Genomic DNA, 20698 nt, shown 5'->3' with positions numbered 1-20698 from the left:
TTCCTGAAAGGAAGAGGGCCGGGTGCCCCTCGTTCCGGGTTTCCCGGAGAGGTTGGAGGAACACCCATGCGTAAAGGCATCTTCGTCAGCCCGCTGCTCGCCATTGCCGCGCTCATCCTCGCCACTGCCGCAAGCGGCCCGCAAGTGAGCGGCGTCGGAGCAAGCCGCAAGGGCGGTGCGCGCGAGTGGCTTGCCGGGGATCATCACGTCCATTCCGAATTCAGCGCAGGCTGGCAGCTCGACCCGGCGCATCCCGAGGCCCCGCCCAAACCGGTCCTGGGCGGGGACAGCCGCCATACCGGATTGCAGAACGCGCAGATGGCACGCCGCTTCGGTCTCGACTGGATGGTCGCGACCGATCACGGCGGTCCACGCCACTCCGAACTGAACTATCGCATCGCCTGGCCGGTGATCGAGGATGTGCGCAAGGCGGTTCCCGATCTTATCGTGTTTTACGGGCTTGAGTTCGATACGCCCGGCGGTGAGCATGCGACGCTCATCATGCCGCGCGATCCCTCCGAGCGCGAGAACCTGCGCTGGATCGAGGCCGGCTATGCCGAGCGCGACGCCTGGCCAGCCGACCCGTCGCGCGATACGAAGCCCAGAATGCTGGAGGCCCTGCGCATGATGGAGGGTTTGACACCCCGGCCCGTTCTGCTTGCCAACCATCCCTCGCGCACGGCCACAGGCCTGGGCCTCTGGGGCCTTCATGACCCGCAGGAATTCCGCCGATGGATGGATGCGGCACCCCATGTCGCAGTAGGCATGGAAGGCATTCCGGGCCATCAGGCTGCAATGCCGGAAAATGGCAACGACGCCGCCCATGGTTCTCGCGGCCTTTACGGTGGCTACCCGACGATGGGCGGCTTCGATCAGATGACAGCGACTCTGGGCGGCGCATGGGACGCAATGCTGTCCGAAGGGCTCCACTGGTGGATAACGGCGGGGTCGGACTCACATGGTCACGTCAGCGAAGGCGGGGCGGATTTCTGGCCCGGCGAATATGCGAAGACGTGGGTTCACGCGCAGCGCGATCCGGCTGATATCCTCGATGGTTTGCGCAAGGGGCGCGTCTTCGTGAGCACCGGAAATCTGGTGACGGGGGTTTCGCTCTCTGTCGCCGGAAAGCCGGTCGAACTGGGCTCGACGACTGCGCTGCCTGCGAATGTGCCCGCGGTGCTGACGATCGAGCTTGCCGGGGCTGCTGGCGAGTCGGGGATGGCGGCGGATGATGTGCTCGATCATGTCGATGTCATCGTCGGCTCCGTGGGCGCAGCAGGTAGGACCGATACTCAGGTTGCCCGCCGATTCTCGTTATCCAGGGCCCGCGGCAAGAGCGGCAATGTCACGCTGGATTACCGGATTCCGGATTTCACGGGAAAAATCTATCTGCGCCTTCGCGGCACCAATACCCGGCAAGGCGAGCCGGACGTCGACGTTCCGGGTGAAGACCCGCGCGCCGACCTGTGGTTTTACACCAACCCGATCTTTCTTGCCCGGGAATGACGCCTCGCCGCTTCGATCGCGGGGCCGGCAAACACAGCTGCGGCTGGGCCTCGCCGCCGGAGGGCATTTGGCCTTCTCGTTCAACATTGTAATCCTCCCATTCTTCCCTGCTGGATAGGGATTTGATAATCCGCAAGTTTCACGGAGGAATCTGAAGCTTGTGATCCGTTTGATGCTCACGCTCATGTTATGCGCGTGCCCCTTGTCTGCGCAGGCAAACGAGGTGGAGGGGCGCAGGCTGTTCGTCGATCCCAAAAGCACGACGGCCAGGGTGGCGGAACGCCTGACAGGCCAGGCACGCCGCGATGCCCTTTCGATGGCGCGTATTCCTTCGGCATCCTGGTTTACCGACGGGACGCCCGAAGGGGTCGAACGCAAGGTTCGTGCCCTCGTGGATCGCGCTGCCGCGCGGCGCGAGGTGCCGGTGCTCGTGGCTTACAACATCCCCTATCGCGACTGCGCGCTCTATTCTGCCGGGGGCGCGAAGGACGGCGCAGCCTATCGTGCCTGGATTCGGGGATTTGCCAAGGGTATCGGCGATCGTGAGGCGATCGTCATTCTCGAGCCGGACGGGCTGGGCGTTATTCCCTGGCACCGGACGCTTTCGGGAGAGCTTGAGAATTGTCGACCCGACGGCATCGACGAACGTGCCGCCGATACGCGCTTTGAACTGTTGCGCGATGCGGTTCTGGTTCTGTCCACTCTGCCGAATGTCGGCCTCTACCTGGATGGTACGGGGAGCGGCTGGCTGTCTCCTGCGGAAGCGTCAAGCCGGCTGATACGCGCCGACGTAGCGCGGGCGGATGGCTTTTTCCTCAATGTCTCGAATTACGAAAGCAATGCCCGTCTGGTCCCTTACGCGCGATGGATCAGCGATTGCATCGCGCTGGTGAATCGGGGCGGGCTGGAGCCTCGCCAGTGTCCCGCGCATGAAAAAGGGGTGGACGACGATAATCTCGCCGCCGCCTCGGCACGAACCGCCGCTGCCTACAACCAGTTGTTCGGGCAACTGGGAGTCGCTCGCGATCCGGCGCTTCAGAAGCGGGCGGTGATCGACACCAGCCGCAACGGGCGTGGCGGTTGGTTGCCTCCGCAGGGCAAGTACCGGGATGCGGAGGTCTGGTGCAATCCGCCCGGGCGCGGGCTGGGGCGGCGACCGACGCTGGAGAGCGATGAGGCCTATGTCGATGCCTATCTCTGGATCAAGATCCCCGGTGAATCGGACGGCGAATGTCTGCGCGGGCGGGGCGGTCCAGCCGACCCCGAGCGTGGTGTAGTCGCGCCGCCTGCGGGGTCCTGGTTCGCAGCTCAGGCGCGGGAACTCGTCGAACTTGCAGATCCGCCACTGATCGCGAAGTAGTCTGTTGGGGCAACGGGCAGGCGCTTTCAGGCCGGCGGCGGAACGGTCGAAGCGCGGATGAGAAGTTCGTGGGGGTGATCGCGGCGGCGCGGTTCCTGCACCTCGCTGTCGCCGTCGAGCGCGGCGATAAGCCGGTCGGCCGCGTCCCACGCCATTTCGCGTACGGGCTGGTTCACCGTGGTCAACTGCGGCCAGGCGGTGCGCGACACTTCGGAATTGTCGAAGCCGGCGACGGACACCTCCTGCGGAATTGCAAGCCCCAGCTCGCGCGCCGCGGCCATCGCGGCGACGGCCATGTCGTCGTTCTGCGCCAGGATCGCGGTAGGCCGGGGCGAGCGGCGCAGCAGCTCCAGCGCGACCCGGTAGCCGACATCGAACGTGAAGTCGCCGGTGACCACGAGGTCCTGATCGATGGCAATGCCTGCTTTTTCGAAAGCGCGGCGATAGCCGTCCATTCGCCCGATGCTCGCGGCGTGGGAGGGATCGCCCAGAATGATCGCCATGCGCCTGTGTCCAAGCGTCAGGAGATGTGCGGCGACCGCTTCGCCCGCCGCTACTTCGTCCATTGCGACGACGAGGCCGCGATCGAGCTCGCTGTGCGGAGTGATTCGCGCATAGGGCAGCTTCTGGCGGTCGAGCATGTCGAGCAGCAGCGATTGGTCGCAGGCCGGAGGCGCCAAGAGTACCCCGTCGAGACCGGCGCGCAGGAGCAGCTTGCCGAGTTCTTCCTGGCGGCTCGTCACCTGGCTGAAAGGCAGTACGACGAGGCGGTAGCGCCCGGTTTCCAGACGGCTGAGTGCGCCGTTCTGCAGCTCGACGACGTAGCTGGGGCTGGGCCGCTCGTACGTCAGGCCGATCAGGTAGGAACGCCGTGCGATCAGGCTCTGCGCGGCGATATTGGGATGATAGTCGAGCGCCTCCGCGGCTTCCTTGACCTTCTGGCGGACTTTCTCGCTGACGTGAGGAGCATCGTTCAGTGCGCGCGAAACGGTCTTGGGCGTCACGCCAGCGACCCGCGCAATATCGACGATCGTTGGTCGCTTTGAAATTGTGCCCTCCAATCAGCTATTTAGGCGATTTCCCGGATCGCCGCCCCCAAGCGTGAAACCTTCTTAACGGCTCTATTGACTTCTGTCGACAATCGACAGTAAACGTTGACCGCAAGGCCGGTAAACGTTGACAATTTTGTAAGGTGGGAGGGGAAATGAAACTGCCGCGCAGCGCCGCATTGGCGTTTGGTACGACGTCGCTGGTGGCCATGGCTTCCGTTTGCTTCGCGAATCTCGCCGTGGCGCAGGGATCCGGTCCGGATGCGGGCGCCGGTCAGGCGCATTCCCAGGAATGGCCCGCCCGACAGGCGACGATCGCCCTCGATCCCGCCGTCGAAAGCCGCATCGACAGGCTGATCGCTGCCATGTCGCTGGAGCAGAAGGTCGGACAGATCATCCAGGCCGACGTCGGCAGCGTGACGCCCGAAGATGTCTATCGTTACCACCTCGGTTCAGTGCTCAATGGCGGCAACACAACGCCAGATGGCAACTACAATACGCCGGCCAGGAAATGGCTGGCGGCGGCGGATGCCTTTTACGCTGCGTCGATGAAGCCGAGCGGAAAGCTCCCCCGCATCCCGATCATCTGGGGCAGCGACGCTGTCCATGGCCATAACAATATCGTCGGCGCAACGCTGTTCCCCCACAACATCGGCCTTGGCGCAACGCGCGATCCGGAACTGATCCGCCGCATCGGCGAAGTAACCGCGATAGAAATGCGCGTCACGGGTCTCGACTGGACCTTTGCGCCGACGCTCGCCGTTGTGCGGGACGATCGCTGGGGGCGTACTTACGAGGGCTTTGGCGAGACGCCCGAGATCGGCGCCAGCTTTGCCGCGCCGCTGATCGAAGGCCTGCAGGGCAAGCTGGGCGACAAGGACTGGCTGCGCGGGCCGCATATCGTCGCCACGGCCAAGCACTTTCTTGGCGATGGCGGCACCAGCGGGGGCAAGGACCAGGGCGACACACAGATGTCGGAAGATCGCCTGCGCGACCTGTTCAGCCCGCCATACATTCCGGCGCTGAACGCGGGCGTACAATCGATCATGGTCAGCTTCTCTAGCTGGAACGGTGCCAAGATGCACGGCAACCGCTCGATGATGACCGATCTCATCAAGGATCGCTGGAACTTCGACGGCTTCCTGGTCGGCGACTGGAACGGTCACGGCCAGGTCGATGGCTGCACCGCGACCGATTGTCCCCAGGCAGTCGCGGCCGGTCTCGACATGTATATGGCGCCCGACAGCTGGAAGGGCCTTTACCAAACGACGCTGGCGCATGCCAAGGACGGTACGCTGCCGCTGGCCCGCCTGGACGACGCGGTGCGCCGCATCCTGCGGGTCAAGATCCGTGCCGGTCTGTTCGAGGCGGGCAAGCCTTCATCCCGGCCCTATGGCGGGCGCTTCGAGCTGCTCGGCAGCAAGGAACACCGGGCGGTGGCGCGCCGCGCGGTGCGCGAATCGCTTGTCCTGCTCAAGAATGCCGGCAGCGTACTCCCGCTCAAGGCTTCGGCTAACGTGCTGGTGGCCGGAGACGGCGCCGACAACATGGCGAAACAGGCTGGCGGCTGGACGCTGAGCTGGCAGGGAACCGGCACCACGCGCGCCGATTTCCCCAATGCCCAGACCATCTGGGAAGGGATCGATGAAGCGGTCGAGGCTGCGGGCGGCAAGGCGACCTTGTCGGTGGACGGCAGCTACGCGCAAAAGCCCGATGTCGCGATCGTCGTCTTCGGCGAAGATCCCTATGCCGAATTTCAGGGCGACCGTCCCGATGTCGCCTTCGACGATGCGAAGAACCTCGCGCTCTTGCGCGCGCTCAAGGCCAAAGGCGTTCCCACGGTTGCCGTGTTTCTTTCCGGACGCGCGATGTGGGTCAATCCGTTTCTCAATGCCGCTGACGCGTTCGTCGCTGCCTGGCTGCCCGGTTCCGAAGGCGGCGGCGTAGCAGATGTCCTGTTCGGCAAGGCCGACTTCCACGGCAAGCTTCCCTACAGTTGGCCGAAGTCGAGCGACCAGACCGCGGTCAACTTCGGCGACAAGGACTACGATCCCCTCTTTCCCTATGGCTTCGGGCTGACGTTCACCGACAATGGCGCACTGCCGACGCTGTCCGAGCAGCGCGCAAGCGCGGCGGTTGCCGACCCGGGAATTCTCTTTGCCGCGGGCCGGCCGGGCAACGGCCGTAGACTGTTGCTGGGCGCACCGGGGTCACTCTCGACGAACCCGGGGCCCTCGCTGATCGAAGCGCGTGCGGTCGATCGCTCGGCACAAGAGGACTCGGTTCGACTGAGCTGGACCGGCGCGGGCAATGCCATGGCCGCTATCGTTCAGGACCAGCCGGTGGATCTGTCGCGCGAGGCGAATGGCGAACTCGCCCTCGAGCTGGAATTCAAGGTCAACTCCGCTCCGAGCGCCGATGTCAGCCTGCTGATGACCTGCGGGGACAAGTGCGTCGGAGGTTTCCCGATCCGCAACATGCTCGCGCAGGCTGCGGCCACGCAGAAGTGGACGCGCCTGGCGATCCCGCTGCGCTGCTTCGAGAAGGCCGGCGTCGACATGAGCCGCGTGGACAGGCCGCTTTCGATCGCGACGGCCGGCCGTCTCGACCTGACGCTCTCCTCGGCGCGCATTCTCGCGCCGTCGGGCCCGCAACTTGCTTGTAAATGAAATCCAACAGGGAGGATGAAATGACTCGGCGTAATTTCCGGCGTACCGCGCTGCTTGCATTGCTATCGTCGGTGGCGGCCTTTCCGGCCCACGCGCAGGAGCGCGCGACCACAGACACGGTGAGCGACGACAGCGAAGCGATCATCGTTACGACAAACCGCCGCGCCGAGAATCTGCAGGACGTCTCGGGTGTCGTTCAGGCGCTCGGCTCCGAACAACTGCGCCAGGACGGCATTTCCGAACTGCGCCAGTTGCAGGTTGCGGTTCCGGGGCTCAGCATTGCCAATCAGGAAGGCAATATCGAGATCTTCATCCGCGGCGTCGGCTCGGCCAACAATACGGAACTGGGAGATCCGGGTGCAGCGCCGCACCTGAACGGAACATACATTCCGCGGCCGCGGGGCCTGGGCCTGATGTTCTATGACCTTGACCGCGTCGAGGTGAACAAGGGCCCGCAGGGTACACTCTATGGCCGCAATGCGCTGGCCGGAACGCTCAATATCATCACCGCGAAGCCGCGCCTTGGCCAGTTCAGCGGTTATCTGCAAGCCGAAGCCGGCAACCGCTCTTCCAATGCCGCAGAAGGCGCGATCAACATTCCGGTGGGCGACACCTTCGCGCTGCGCGCGGCGGGCTATTACATCAACCGCGACTACGGCTTCAGGAACGCTTCCACCGGTGAGCCCGCGCGCGGTCTCAAGCCGGCCGGTCTCGAGGAAAACTACGCAGGCCGTCTGTCGATGCTTTGGGAGCCGACCGACAAGCTGAGCGTCTCGTTCGTCGGTGACTACGGCAAGGAAACCGGCACCGGCTATCCCGGCGCGAATATCTACAGCGCAGTCGTCGCAACCGGCCTGCGCCCGGAAGATCTGGACCTCAAGGACGTCGTCTATCGCGGTCTCCAGGGCGACATGACGAACGAGCTCTGGGGCGTCCAGGGCAAGATCAACTATGATTTCGGAACCTTCAGCGCCGAGCTGACAGGCAGCTATCGTTCGGTCGACTTCTACCAGATCAACGCGTCGAGCGACGGCATCAATTATCCGGGCCGCGATCTCTCGGCGGTCCAGTACGACAATTTCTCCGGCAACTTATGGCAGGCCAAGTCCAAGAGCCAGGTTTATGAAATGCGCCTCTTCGCCAATGACGACCAGCGCCTGCGCTGGAACGTTGGCGGGTTCTATTTCAAGGAAGACCAGGCCGTGGGCTATCTCGCGCTCTCGGATCGCGGCTACTGCTGCTATTCGGCGACCGAATTCGTGATGCCTGACGTGAACGGCGAAAGCTACGCCTTCTACGGTGACGGCACTTACGACGTGACCGATCGCCTGCGCGTCATCGGCGGCCTTCGCTACACCAAGGAGAAGAAGTCGCGCTATGGCATCGGCGGGAACTGGGCACTCACGCTCGGCGGTGAAGACTATACCTGCTGCTTTGCGACGCGTATCGGCACCGAGGGTTTCCGTCCGGCGCTGCTCGACCGGCCCAACTTCGACGTCAGCGGCATCACCTCGAACCAGGACATGGCGCAGTTCCTGATCGAAGGTACCATGACCCCTGGCCTGCGCGACACGCTGATTGCGCAGATCGGCGCCATTGCCGATGGCAGCAACCCGAACGGCACCTGCATCGATCGTCCCGACATCGACAATGGTTTCGTCGATTGCCCCACCAACAACCCTTCGGATCGCAATGGCGGCTTCAGCTATGCCAACCTGACAATTCCCGGCCAGCAGGTGGGTAGTTCGAAGTTCAACTTCGTCGACTGGCGCCTGGGCGTCGAATACGACCTCAGCGACGACAACATGGTCTATGCCAAGGTATCGACAGGTCACAAGTCGGGCGGCTTCAACGACAGCTTCAACGGGTCGCTCATCCCCGAGACCTACAGCCCCGAGAAGCTGATCGTCTATGAAGTCGGCAGCCGCAACAGCTTCGATTTCCTGGGGCGCAGGGCAGTCTTCAACCTGACCGGCTTCTACTACGATTACTCGAACCAGGTGTTCCAGGACCTGACCTGCATCAACCTCGACACGAGCCAGACTCCCGCCGTCTGTAACGGGTACTCGCTGGTCAACCGCAACATCGGAGCTTCGCGCATCTACGGTGCGGAGGCCGAACTGCGCTTCAAACTGCCGGCTCACTTCGGTGTCGACGTGAACGCCGCCTATCTCAATACCAAGATCACCAAGGGCACGGTCGCGGACGTGCGCGCCAAGGACGACGAGGCGGGCGGCATCTCGCCGCTCATCAGCCTGGTGGGTAACCGCTTGCCCCTGGCATCGAAGATGAACGTCAGTGCGCGGCTGTCCCAGTGGTTCGACATCGGGTCGGCTCGCTTCGACTGGCAGGCCCTGCTCAACTACCGTTCGTCGTATTTCCTGAGCCAGTTCAACGAAAGCGACATCGTTTTCCTGGACGGGACCCGCCAGAATGCCTTCGAAGCCGGTTTCCCCGACCGTCAGAAGGGCTTTGCGACGGTGAACCTCGGAGCTGGCCTGACCATCGACAACCTGCGCCTCGAAGCTTGGGCAAGCAACCTCTTCGACAAGGAAGTGTCGCAGAAGTCGCTGGTCGGTTCGGCGCTCAACATCCGCTTCCTCAACGATGCGCGCAGCTATGGTCTGCGTGCGCGGATAGACTTCTAAGTGGGGCTCAAGCCGCCTGCAGCGCCGAATCGCGCTGCAGGCGACTGCGTCCCAGGATAACAGGCCACGAATCAACTCACTGGCACCCCTCGGTCAGGGGTGCCGCACGCCGCAATCGTGAGATGCGGCATTTTTTCGGCGTTCGCGCAAGGCACGGTCACCGTCTCGCTTCTCTGGACCGCCTGGTCGCAGCCGAGCCGCTGTTTCGTCCGCCGCTGCGATCTCCCAACGACCGATTCCGCCGACGAACCGCCCGTGCCGGTAGGCCGACCTCCCGGCGACGTGCCTGACCGATGGCTCAACGCGCCGGCCTACTGTCTCGCGAAACGTCGGGCGGATCGCTATCGAGGGCGCTGGCAAAGGGGGCGGGGGCAACTCGCGTGAACTAACGCGCCTTGCGTGGCTGGCAGCCGCAATCGATCTGCGGCTGGTCCCGTTTCCCAATCGTTTCAGCCGGTTCCTTGCAGCTGCGGACAGATGCGGGCCGTTGTCGACGCGCGGTCATCTCCACCTTGTTGCAATTGCCTCTCGCGGTTTAGCTGCTATGCGAAATTCCGTGTCGGACCTCCCTTCATACCGTTCCACCCTTGCGGCCATGGCGCTGGCGCTGCTGCTGGCGGGATGCACCGCGAACCCGGCCGAGCTGGGAGGATTGCAACCGGCCGCCGAGCCGGTCGAGGCGGGAAGCGAAGCCGCGGCGGCAGAGAGCGGGGAGTGGATGCCGCTATGGTGGCAGACCGCAGGCGATCCGGTTCTGGCCGATCTTGTCGAAAGGGGCCTGAAGGCCAATCCATCCCTCGTCTGCGACAGCCTCAGCCTGCAGGCCAGGGAACTCCAGGCCGATGCGGCGGCAAGAAAGTTGGGATCGCGCATCCAGCGCCTGTTCAATGCCAGCGCGAAGAATGCCGACGAAGCGGCCAGCCAGGCCCGAGCCTATCGCCATGCCGATCGCCGGGCCCATGTCGCGGCGGACATCGCTGCCGCCTATTTCGAAGTGCGTCGGCTGCAGGAAACCTTCGGCCTGCGCGCAAAGATGCTCGAGCAGTTCAACGACAATGCGGAAATCGCCGGCTTTCGTCGCGAGGCGGGACTGGCGCCGGGCCTCGATTCGGGGTTGGCCGGTTCCTTGGTTTCGGTGACGCAAAGCGATCTCGATGCCTCCCGCGAGAAGCTCGAGGCCGCCAAGCGCGAATTGGCGCGGCTTACCGGCATGGAACTCGAAGGGCTCGCGGCCACGCTCGGCGATGACGGGAAGGTTCCCGATATCGCCGCGAACGTGGCGGGGACGACTCGTCTTTCGGCGGCGCACCGGGCGGACCTGCTGGCACTGGAGAACAGCCTGATCGCGGACATGACGCGCCAGAAGGTCACGCAGGAGGATCTCGATGCCGTACTCTCCGGCGATACCGAGACGGCACCAGCGGATTCGCCCGCCGCCCTGGCGATCGCCAAGTATCGCGAAGCCCAGCGCGATGCCTTTGCCGAGATGACGCGCGACCGCGAGGCGGTTGCGGCAGCGGCCGTGCGACAGGCGAAGCTGGAGAACAGCGGGCGCGGCGCCCGTATGACGGCGAAGGATGCGCGCCTTGCCTATCGCTCGGGAACCGGGGACTTCTCGACGGTTTACGTGGCGGAGGCAGCGGCGCTCGCCGTCGAGGAAGCGAGGATCAGGGCGCGGGCGGATCTCGCCGCGGCTTCGATCCGCCTGTGGACGGCGCAGGGCCGCGGCTGGAGCGAGGCAGACCTTGCGGCCCCTGCTCCGGGTGTGGGCGTCTTGCCCGAGGTGACGGTCTGTGAGTGACAACGCGCATCATTCCCCGCTCGATATCTTCCTGGGCAAGACGCCGAAGCGCGCCCGGCGGCATCTGCTCAGCCTTTTCTTCCTGACGCTGGCGGCGATCGCCGTGGGCGTGCTGCTGGTGCGGTTCCTGACCGGGACGGACAGCCCCTATTATTCCGCACCGGTCGAGGTGGGGAACTTCGTTCCCCTGCTGGCTGAGCGCGGGACGATCCGGGGGCAGAAGAACATCACTATCAAGGCGCGGCTGGACGGCATCGTTGCGGCCGTGCCCGGACCCGCCAAGGGCAAGGTCAGCTTTGGGCAGGTTCTAGCGCGCATCGACGCCGATCCGGTCAGGCAGTCGCTGGAGATTGCCAGGGCCGATGTCGCTGCTGCGCAGGCCTCACTCGATGCGGCGCAGGTATCGGTGCGGGAAACCGCATCGCGGCTCGCCCGCTTCGAGAGTGTGTGGCGCCGGTCGAACAAGCGCGTTCCCTCGCTCAACGAACTGGAAACGGCACGGGCCGACGCAAGCAGGGCGCGGCAGGAGGAGGCCGCCGCCCGTGCGCGGCTGGACGCGGCGCGCTTGCGGGTAAAGGAAGGCGCCGGCGAACTGAAGGCTGCGGTCGTGCGCGCGCCGATCGACGGTTGGGTGGTTGCCCGTTATGTCGAGCAGGGCCGCCGCGTGCGCGAAGGCGTGCCGCTGTTCGCGCTGAGCTCCGGTCTGGAGCAACTCTCGATCACGGTCCCGGTCGCCGGCAACGAAGTCGCGGAACTGCAGCCGGGAGCCAAGGCGAGCGTGCGGCTGGAAGATAACCCCGAGGAAGAGCTTTCCGCGAGACTGGAGCGGATCGAATCCGGTGCCGGTGGGCGCCGGGCGGTGTTCGTGATCGAACATTCCGCCCATCGGGTCACGCCCGGTTCGGCGGCATCGCTGGAAATCGAGCTTCCTGAGCGTAGCGACGTCTTGTTGGTGCCCAATTCCGCCCTCGAATTCGCACCCGAAGGCTCGGTTGGTCGCGATCGTGACCGCATCTATCTCCTGAGCGATGACGGCGAACCGCGCCGTGTCTACGTAACCAAAGGCGGCAGCGACGGCCGGCGCACGGAGATATTTGCAAAGGGTGTGGAGCCCGGCATGCAGGTCATCACCGGCTGGCGCGATGCGCCTGCGCAGGACGGCGAGCCGAAGTGACCGACCGATGCCGTCGCCACGGCGGCCCAATGCGAAACAAACGGTCGTCCCGCGCGTATTGCTGCCCGAGCTTGCGATAACAGCGAAGGTTGAGTGCCCTGTCTGACCAGTCCGGTGCCCAAGCACCTCATCATGTGCCCGCAGAAGGCTATTCGCTGACCCGTCGCGGCGCGTCCGGCCTGATCATGACTCTTCTTGGAATGGCCCTGCTGCCCGCGGGAGCGCTCGCGGCGCGCGGCAGGCTCGGCCCGGCGCGCCCCTTTTCGCACGAGGCGCTGGCTTCGCGCGCCCGTGCACTGGCGGCGCGGCCTTACGTCGCCCCGCCCGCCTCGCCAAATGCCGTTTCCGACTACGACGAGATGGTCAAGCTGACTTACGGCGAGGCGGAGGCTATCGCCGGGCATGTCCGCCTGTTCCCGGCCAGCAAGGCGATCGCGCCTCATGCCGTCATCATGCATATCCTCGAAGCGGGCATGGCGCGCGAGATCGTCGATACCTCGCGGCTGTTTCGCGGCGGCAAGGATGCCGATGCCTCGGGCTTCCGGGTGATGGATGCCGGCGGCCATTCCGACTGGATGGCCTATATCGGCGCATCCTATTTCCGTTCTTCGGGTTCGCGCGACCAGTATGGACTTTCCGCGCGCGGCATCGCCGTCGATACGGGGCTGCCGACCGGAGAGGAGTTTCCCGCTTTCCGCGAGTTCTGGATCGAGCAGCTTGGCGAGACGCGGCTGCGGATTCATGCATTGCTGGATGGTCCGAGCCTTACGGGGGCTTATGTCTTCGATTGCTTGAAGGGCGATCGGGGCGTCGTTCAGGACGTGACGGCCTCGCTGTTCTTCCGGCGCGACATCAGGCAACTGGGCATCGCCCCGGCCTCCAGCATGTTTTGGTACGACCAGTCCGGCCGGCGTGGCGACTGGCGGCCCGAGATCCACGATTCGGATGGGCTGGCGATCCAGTCCGGCAATGGCGAGCGGGTCTGGCGGCCCTTGGAGAACCCGGACGGGGCCACGCTCAGCGCCTTTCGCGCTGACGACTGCCGGGGTTTCGGCCTGATCCAGCGCGACCAGAACTTCGACCACTACCAGGACGACGGTGTGTTCTACGACCGCCGCCCTTCGCTCTGGGTCGAGCCTCGGGGCGACTGGGGCGCCGGCGCGGTCATGCTCTACGAGATGCCGACCGACGGAGAGACGCTCGACAATATCGCGATGTTCTGGTGCGGAGACGAACCGGCGAAGGCGGGCGGCAGCCGCGATGTGGCCTATCGCCTGACCTGGACCTCGAACGATCCCAGCGCCGATGCTGCCGCGCGCTGCGTCGACCTGTTCGAAGGACCGGCGGGCATTCCCGGAGCTGCGGCTATCGAGGGCGGACGCAAGTTCGTGTTCGACTTTGTCGGGCCCGGTCTGGCCGGGCTGGATCGTTCCAGCGGCGTGGAAGCGGCGACCAACCTGCCTGCCGAGGCGCTGATTTCCGCGCATGCCTACCCCGTGGTCGGCCAGGAGAACCGCTGGCGGGCGATGCTGGACGTGCGCCCCGGCGCAACAGCCCAGAAGGAATTCCGGCTCTACCTCAAGCACGGCGATGCCGCGCTCAGCGAGACTGTGATAAAGGTGCTGAAGTCATGACGTCATCCTTGCGCGAGCTTCCCGAGGAAGCGCCGCTGGAAATGCCGGTCCAGCGGCTGCACGGCAATCCTCCCGGCTCGATCGAGGTCGAAACCCGTCCGCATGGGCTGGTCGTCAAGCGTCTGCTCCTGATTGCACTGACCGGGGTCATCGGCCTCGCCGCATCGAGCGAACTGCGCTTCACCTTCTCGCGCGACGGTCTCGATCCGTTCGAGATCGTGCTGCTGCTGTTCTTCGTGCCGCTGTTCTGCTGGATCGCTTTCGGCTTCGTCAGCTCGGCATTCGGCTTTCTCAAGCTGATCAGCGGCGAGCATCCCGGCTTCACCGCGATTCCCAGCCCGGCATCCTCGCTTCGCCACCGCACCGCCGTGCTCATGCCGGTCTACAACGAAAGCGTCGAGGCGACGTTCGGCCGGGTACGGGCCATGGCACAGTCGATTCACGAGGCCGGCGGGGGCAAGTGGATCGACTTCTTCGTGCTCAGCGATTCGAACGAACTGCACGGCAAGCGCGAGCTGGCCGTGTGGCGCGAAGTGGCGGCCGAGGCGCAGATCAAGGTCTATTACCGCAGGCGCGAGAAGAACATCGCGCGCAAGCCGGGCAATATCGCCGAATGGGTCCAGCGCTTCGGCGCGGCCTATGAGAACATGCTCATCCTCGACGCGGATTCGCTGATGAGCGGCGATGCCATCGTCGGCATGGCCGCGATCATGGAGGAACGGCCATCGATCGGCCTGCTCCAGACCGTGCCGATGATCATCAATGCCCGAACCCTGTTCCAGCGCTGGATGCAGTTCGCCAGCGAGGCCTATGGTCCGATTTCGTCGGCCGGCCTGCTCTGGTGGTCGGGATCGGAGGCGAACTTCTGGGGCCACAACGCCATCGTTCGCACCCGCGCCTTTGCCGAGAGTTGCGGCTTGCCTGAGTTGCCCGGCAAGCCTCCCTTCGGCGGTCACATCCTCAGCCACGACATGGTGGAATCGGCGCTATTGCGGCGGCGCGGGTGGGCCGTGCACATGGTCATGATCGGCGGCAGCTACGAGGAATTCCCGCCGACCGTCGTCGACCATGCCATTCGCGACCGGCGCTGGATGCAGGGCAACCTGCAGCACCTGCGCCTGCTCGACGCTTCGGGCCTCAACTGGGCGAGCCGCCTCCACCTGCTGATCGGCGCTTCGGCCTATCTTACCTCGCCCGGCTGGTTCCTGCTGATTCTTACCGCCATCGCCCAGGCGGCCTCGCGCGGGACCGACGGCTTTGTCGGCGCCGCTCCGCCCAGCGTGCTGTGGCTCACGGTGCTGCTGCTGTTCGGGCCAAAGCTGATGGGCACGATCTGGATGCTGTCCGATGCCGGGCGGCGCAAGGCATTCGGCGGTGTCGGCGGAATCCTCAAGTCCGTGGCGCTTGAAGTTCCGCTGGCGATCCTGATGGCGCCGGTGACGATGGTGACGCAGACCAAGGCGGTTCTCGGCCTCCTGCTCGGCATTCCTTCGGGCTGGACCACCCAGGCCCGCGAAGCGCGCCGCATCCCGGTGCGCGAGGTGATCCTCGACTTGCGCGAGCATATCGGCCTCGGACTGCTTTTCGCTGCAACCGCGCTTATCGATCCGGTGACGGCGCTGTGGCTCTCGCCGCTGACTCTCGGACTGCTGGCCTCGCCCTGGCTCGTCAGCCTCACCTCCAGCGAGCGGCTCGGCACGCAGGCGCTGGACCGCGGCTACTTCCGCGTGCCGGAGTGCGAAATTGCGCTGCCCGAGGAGCAGGCGCCGGACGATCCGGCCGATGCACCCGGCGCGGACAGGCCCGGGATCGGCTTGGGCCACCCCTGACCGTTGCAACTGCGGGCAAGTCTGCACATCTAGGCAGGGCAAGGCCCCCTGCGTTCTGCGCGGGGCCGATCTCGCCACACCTGTTCGCCGAAACGGCGAAGGAGCCCAATGCAATGTCCGATCCTGCCAATCCCCTGCTGCCCACCGCCGAACTGCCGCGCTTCTCGCAAGTTCGCCCAGAGCAGGTCGGCCCGGCGGTAGAGCAGGCGATCGCCGATCACACGGCGGCAATGGCAGCGATCAAGGCCGAACCTTCGCCCGATTTCCAGAACGTGTTCATGGCGCGCGAACTGGCCGATGCCGCGCTCGACCATGTCTGGGGCATCGTATCCCATCTCAAGATGGTGGCCGAGACGCCCGAACTGCGCGAAGCCCATGCCAAGGCGGAGCCGGTCGTTGTCAGCTATGCCATGGCCCTGGGTCAGGATGCGGATCTCTACCGTGCGATTGCCACCCCTTCGGTACGCGAATCCGCGCCTGACGATGCCGGTTGCCGCGCCGTCGACATAGCCCTGCGCAAGTTCGAGCTGGCCGGCGTCGCGCTGGAAGGCGAGGCCCGCCAGCGCTTCGCCGAGATCGGTGTCGAGCAGAGCCGCCTGTCCAGCGCCTTTCGCGACGCGGTGATGGACGCAACCCGCAGCTGGACCCGCGAACTGAGCGAAGCCGAACTGACAGGTCTGCCCGAAGTCGAGCGTTCGATCCTTGCCGGTGCCGCGGCGGCGCAGTACAAGAGCGGCTGGCTTGTCACGCTGGATGCGCCCGCCGTCCTTGCCATCCTGACCCACGCCGATGACCGCGCCTTGCGCGCAGAGGTCTATCGGGCCTTCAACACCCGCGCTTCCGACCAGGGGCCTGACGCCGGCAAGTTCGACAACAGCGAAACCATGCTGAAGCTGCTTGAACTGCGGCAGGAGCAAGCGAAACTGCTGGGCTTTCCCGACTACGTCGCCTGTTCGCTGGCCCTCAAGATGGCCGAGAGCGCACAGGAGGTGGAGGATTTCCTCACCGGCCTCGCCGATCGCTGCAAGCCCAATGGTGCGCAGGAGCTGTCCGAACTCGCCGCGTTCGCCAAGGAGCTCGGGATCGAAGACCTCCAGCCCTGGGACGTGGGCTGGGCGAGCGAGAAACTGCGCAAGGCGCGCCACGATCTCGACGAAGGGGAGATCCGGCGCTTCTTTCCTCTCGACCGTGTGGTCGACGGCCTGCTCGAACTCGTCGCCGAGACGTTCGGAATCGAGGGCCGCGTCGTCTCGGGCGTCGACAGCTGGCACGAAAGCGTCGAGTACCTCGAGTTCACCGACAAGGGCGTGCCGGTCGCGGGTCTCTACTGCGATTACTTCGCGCGGCCCGGCAAGAGCGGCGGCGCGTGGATGAATGGCTTCCGGCCGCTGCTGCGCCGTGCGGGGGAACGGCAGAACCCCATTGCCTTCCTCACCTGCAATTTCGCCGCGGCGGAAAAGGGCAAGCCCTCGCTGCTCACGCATAGCGATGTCGTCACCCTGTTTCACGAGATGGGGCACGTCCTGCATCACCTGCTCAATGAGATCGACGTGCCCTCGCTCGGCGGCGTCGCTGGCGTCGAATGGGATGCGGTCGAACTGCCGAGCCAGCTCATGGAGAACTTTGCGTGGGAGCCGGCGGTGCTGCGCCGCATTTCGCGCCATGTCGATACCGGTGCGCCGCTGGGCGATGCCCTTATCGATCGCATGCTGGGTGCCCGCCAGTTCCAGAGCGCGCTCAAGCTCGCCCGCCAGCTGGAGTTCGCGCTGTTCGACCTGTGGATGCATCGCGAGACGAAGCCGGCAGCGGATACCGTGGCGCGCTCGCTCGAAGCGGCCCGCGCGCGTGCGGCCCTCGTGATACCGCCGGAATGGCACCGTTTCGGCCATGCCTTCCAGCACGTTTTCGCCGGCGGCTATGCCTCCGGCTACTACAGCTACCTGTGGGCGGAACTGCTTTCGGCCGATGCTTACGAGCAGTTCACCGAGATCGGGAAGCCTGCCGAGGCCGGGGCGCAGTTCCGCCGCGAAGTCCTCGCCACCGGGGGCAGCCGCCCCGCGCTGGAGAACTTCGAGGCCTTTCGCGGCCGCGCGCCCACGCCCGATGCGCTTCTGCGCCAGAAGGGCCTGCTCGCGGCCTGAGCAAAAAAGAGGGAGGAGGCGCGTGCTGCGCCCCCTCCCGGCATTGTCTGCATACCGCAAGGGCCTGCAGTCTTGAGGGTACCTGTCAGAGCGCGATCACGCCGCCGTCGTCCTTGGTGATGGCGATCACGGCCGAACGCGGGCGCACCGTGGCCGCTGCCGAACCGGCCTGGCTGTCGGGCCAGTGGCTGGTCGGAGCAGCCGGAGTGCCGTCTTCGCCCGGGTGCTGGATGCCGACGAAGAGCGTGCGGCCGTCCGGGGTCATGTCGATGCCGGTGATCTCGCATTCGACCGGGCCGGTCAGGAAGCGGCGCAGGTTCGCGGCGCTTGCCGCCGCGCCAACGACAGTGGCCTGCTGCGCGGTCGAGCCGTCCGAGGCCTTGTTGGTGATCGTCTTCGCGCCGCCGTCCCCGACCGTGCCCGGCATCGCGGCCAGCAGCATGCAGTTGGTGCGGTCGGTCATTGCGCCGTCGTCGGTCTCGATCCACAGGAGCGGATTGACCTGGCCTGCCGGATTGGTCTTGCGCGAGAAGTAGAGGCCGTCCGGGCTCGAGAAGTCGTTGTCGTTGGTCAGGCCCGAGATGTTGACGTTGGTCGGATCGGCGTCGGTCGAATCCGCGCCGAAGAGATAGATGTCCCAGGCGAAGGTCGTGGCCGCCGTGGTGTCGCCGTCCTCGCGCAGGCGAATGATGTGGCCGTTGGGGTTGCCGTAGCTGACCGAGCCCGAAAGTTTCGGATCGCCGTAGTGGCGCGGGTTGGCCGCATCGGTGCCGTTGAGCGGACGGTTCGAGGCGTTGTTGTTGGTGAGGGTGAGATAGATCTCGCCGGTCATCGGATTGCCGGCGGTCCATTCCGGACGGTCCATCGGCGTGGCGCCCAGTGCGTCCGCGGCAAGGCGGGCGTTGATCAGGATGTCGGCCTGATCGGCGAAGACGTACTCGGGAGCCGAACCCGTGGCGGGACGGTTGGGTACCTGGCCGAAGACCAGCGGCAGCCATTCACCGGTGCCGTCGGCATCGAAGCGCGCAACATAGAGCGTGCCGTTATCGAGATACTTGTCGCCTACGGCGAGACGGTCGCTGGCATTGCCGTCGGCCGCATCCCAGCTGGCGTTCGATACGTACTTGTAGAGGTACTCACGGCGGGAATCGTCGCCCATGTAGACGCCGACAGGCTGACCTGTGGCGATCTGCACGAAGGCGCCTTCATGGCCGAAGCGGCCCAGCGCCGTCCGCTTGCGCGGCGTCGATGCCGGATCGTAGGGATCGATTTCGACGACCCAGCCATACTGGTTCGGCTCATTGCGATAGTCCTGTGCAGCGCTCGCGCCCAGGATCGTCGCGTTCCACTTGGCGAACATGTCGTCACTCGGCGTTGCCTTAGACCACGAGAAGTTGCCGCTGGTGCTGGTCACGCCATAGCGGGAAAGGGCCGTCAGCTCGCGGGGCGTGCGTGCGGTGGCGTCACTGGCGTCGCGGCGGAAGTAGAAGGCCCAGTTCTCTTCGCAGGTGAGGTTGGTCGCCCAACCGCTGATGCCGTTGGCGCAGTTGTTGATCGTGCCGCGACCGGCCGTGCCGTCGGACGAGTACTTGGTGACCAGCATCGCCGAACCTGCGGCGGGCCCATGCAGGCTCATCGGCGTGTTGGGCGTGATGCGGCGGTTGAAGCTGCTGTCCTGTACATAGCTCCAGGTCCGGTCGCCCGCGTCCTTGTACTCGGAAACGCTGACGCCGTGTGCTTCGATTTCCTTCTTCGCTTCCGCAGCCGGACGCGATCCGTCGCCATTGGTCGTCGGACCGTTGGGGTGCAGGTATTGCACGTTCAGGTTTTCGTGGTTCTGGACCATGAGGCCACGCGTCGAGCTGGTATCGTCGCGCGATCCGGCTGCATTGAGGCCGAAGAAGTGCAGTGCGTCGCCGTGATCGCCGATGCGCTGGGCGAAGTTGTCGTCCGATCCGTCGTTGGCATAAGCCGAAACGCCGGCGGCCAGAGGATCGCCAAGGCGCGTCATCACTGTAACCGAGTAACCTTCCGGCACTGTCACGATGTCGTTGAGGTTCTTGGCAACGGCGGCAAAGCCGAGCACGGCCGGAGACACGCGGACCGTGGTCGATGCCGTCTTGCTGACGCCGAAGAGATTGGTCGCCTGATAAGTGAAGACGAAATCGGTCGCGGCTTCCACGGCGGGGGCGATGAACGTCACTTCGTCCCCGCTTCCCATGATCTCGACGCTCGGGCCGCTGCTCTGGGACCAGCCTGAGGACTTCAGACCTTTGATACCGGTGGCGTTGCCGGTCAGTGTCACAATGCGTCCGGCGCTTGTCGCGGCATTGTCGCCGGCGCTGACCACCGGGCCCTCGCCGTTGCTGTCATCCGAGTTGCACGCTGCAAGCATGGCGGTGCCGAACAGGGCCAGGCTCGACGCCTTGGCGCCGCCGAAAATGGTCTGGCGACGCGAAAAGCGCTCGTTTGCCAGACTTTCCAGCGACGGGGTGCGGCTGTCGTTGGTATCGACATCGCCATCCGAATAGGGGGAGGGAGGAAGCAGGTCGGTCATGGTTGCCCCGATGTAGTTGATCGAAGCCGGTTTCCTATGTTCCGATTGTGACATCCCGGGGCCAGTTCCGCGACCGCCAGGCGACGGCACGATGACATTTTTGGGAAAGGGTAAGCCTTCGCCTGCAGGTAATGTCCGGTACGCAGCCCTTGAATCGGCTTCGGAAGGTCCCATCTTGTTGAAGGGCCTGTTGAAGGCTCGGTCTTTTCGGCCACATCCACGCTTCATGAAACTTTTTTGAAAAAAGGGTTTGACCGAATCGGGGGTGGGACTTAGAGGGCCTCTCACCGCGGCGGAACACACGGTTTTCTGCTACGGTCGCCAACACAG

Annotated in this window: 11 protein-coding genes; 9 read left to right on the top strand and 2 right to left on the bottom strand. The window is 65.0% G+C overall.

All coding sequences use genetic code 11. The annotated features are described in order from the left end of the window. Positions 1 to 66 precede the first annotated feature (66 nt). Complete coding sequence (locus PP1Y_RS23990) at positions 67 to 1506, top strand: phosphoesterase (protein ID WP_013834478.1); 1440 nt, start codon at positions 67 to 69, stop codon at positions 1504 to 1506. A gap of 202 nt (positions 1507 to 1708) precedes the next feature. Then, positions 1709 to 2866, top strand: coding sequence for a glycoside hydrolase family 6 protein (locus PP1Y_RS23985; RefSeq protein ID WP_232512555.1), 1158 nt, complete (start codon positions 1709 to 1711; stop codon positions 2864 to 2866). 26 nt (positions 2867 to 2892) lie between these two features. Here PP1Y_RS23985 and PP1Y_RS23980 read toward each other — a convergent pair whose 3' ends face one another. Next, the gene (locus PP1Y_RS23980) at positions 2893 to 3870 is read right to left on the bottom strand and encodes a LacI family DNA-binding transcriptional regulator (RefSeq protein ID WP_065762440.1); all 978 of its coding nucleotides are present in this window, start codon (positions 3868 to 3870) and stop codon (positions 2893 to 2895) included. A 200-nt stretch (positions 3871 to 4070) separates the two neighbouring features. Here PP1Y_RS23980 and PP1Y_RS23975 point away from each other — a divergent pair, with 200 nt between their 5' ends. The 7 genes from PP1Y_RS23975 to PP1Y_RS23945 all read left to right on the top strand — a co-directional run bounded on the left by PP1Y_RS23975 (position 4071) and on the right by PP1Y_RS23945 (position 17811). Further along, a complete protein-coding gene (locus PP1Y_RS23975) occupies positions 4071 to 6584 on the top strand; it encodes an exo 1,3/1,4-beta-D-glucan glucohydrolase (protein WP_013834475.1) in 2514 nt (837 codons plus the stop codon). A gap of 20 nt (positions 6585 to 6604) precedes the next feature. Then, a complete protein-coding gene (locus tag PP1Y_RS23970) occupies positions 6605 to 9232 on the top strand; it encodes a TonB-dependent receptor (RefSeq protein WP_013834474.1) in 2628 nt (875 codons plus the stop codon). Between the two features lie 556 nt (positions 9233 to 9788). Beyond that, complete coding sequence (locus tag PP1Y_RS23965) at positions 9789 to 11033, top strand: TolC family protein (RefSeq protein WP_232512553.1); 1245 nt, start codon at positions 9789 to 9791, stop codon at positions 11031 to 11033. Beyond that, positions 11026 to 12207 (top strand): efflux RND transporter periplasmic adaptor subunit, encoded by a 1182-nt coding sequence (locus PP1Y_RS23960; RefSeq protein ID WP_013834472.1) that lies wholly within the window; start codon positions 11026 to 11028, stop codon positions 12205 to 12207. The genes PP1Y_RS23965 and PP1Y_RS23960 overlap by 8 nt, the downstream gene beginning before the upstream one ends. A gap of 200 nt (positions 12208 to 12407) precedes the next feature. Then, on the top strand, positions 12408 to 13841 hold the full coding sequence (locus PP1Y_RS23955; RefSeq protein WP_013834471.1) for a glucan biosynthesis protein: 1434 nt from the start codon (positions 12408 to 12410) through the stop codon (positions 13839 to 13841). Then, positions 13838 to 15670 carry a glucans biosynthesis glucosyltransferase MdoH gene (mdoH, locus tag PP1Y_RS23950; RefSeq protein ID WP_013834470.1) on the top strand — a complete coding sequence of 611 codons (1833 nt, stop codon included), beginning with the start codon at positions 13838 to 13840 and terminating at the stop codon, positions 15668 to 15670. Before PP1Y_RS23955 ends, mdoH begins: the two co-directional genes overlap by 4 nt. A 113-nt stretch (positions 15671 to 15783) precedes the next feature. Next, positions 15784 to 17811, top strand: coding sequence for a M3 family metallopeptidase (locus PP1Y_RS23945; protein ID WP_013834469.1), 2028 nt, complete (start codon positions 15784 to 15786; stop codon positions 17809 to 17811). An 85-nt stretch (positions 17812 to 17896) separates the two neighbouring features. Here the strand turns inward: PP1Y_RS23945 and PP1Y_RS23940 are convergent, their stop codons facing one another. Continuing rightward, positions 17897 to 20368 carry a PhoX family phosphatase gene (locus PP1Y_RS23940; RefSeq protein ID WP_013834468.1) on the bottom strand — a complete coding sequence of 824 codons (2472 nt, stop codon included), beginning with the start codon at positions 20366 to 20368 and terminating at the stop codon, positions 17897 to 17899. Between the last annotated feature and the right edge of the window lie 330 nt (positions 20369 to 20698).

This window comes from Novosphingobium sp. PP1Y (assembly GCF_000253255.1).
In the GTDB taxonomy this organism is placed as follows: Bacteria; Pseudomonadota; Alphaproteobacteria; order Sphingomonadales; family Sphingomonadaceae; genus Novosphingobium.
The sequence above is the reverse complement of the archived record's forward strand: the minus strand, read 5'-3'. Positions and strand labels throughout refer to the sequence as shown.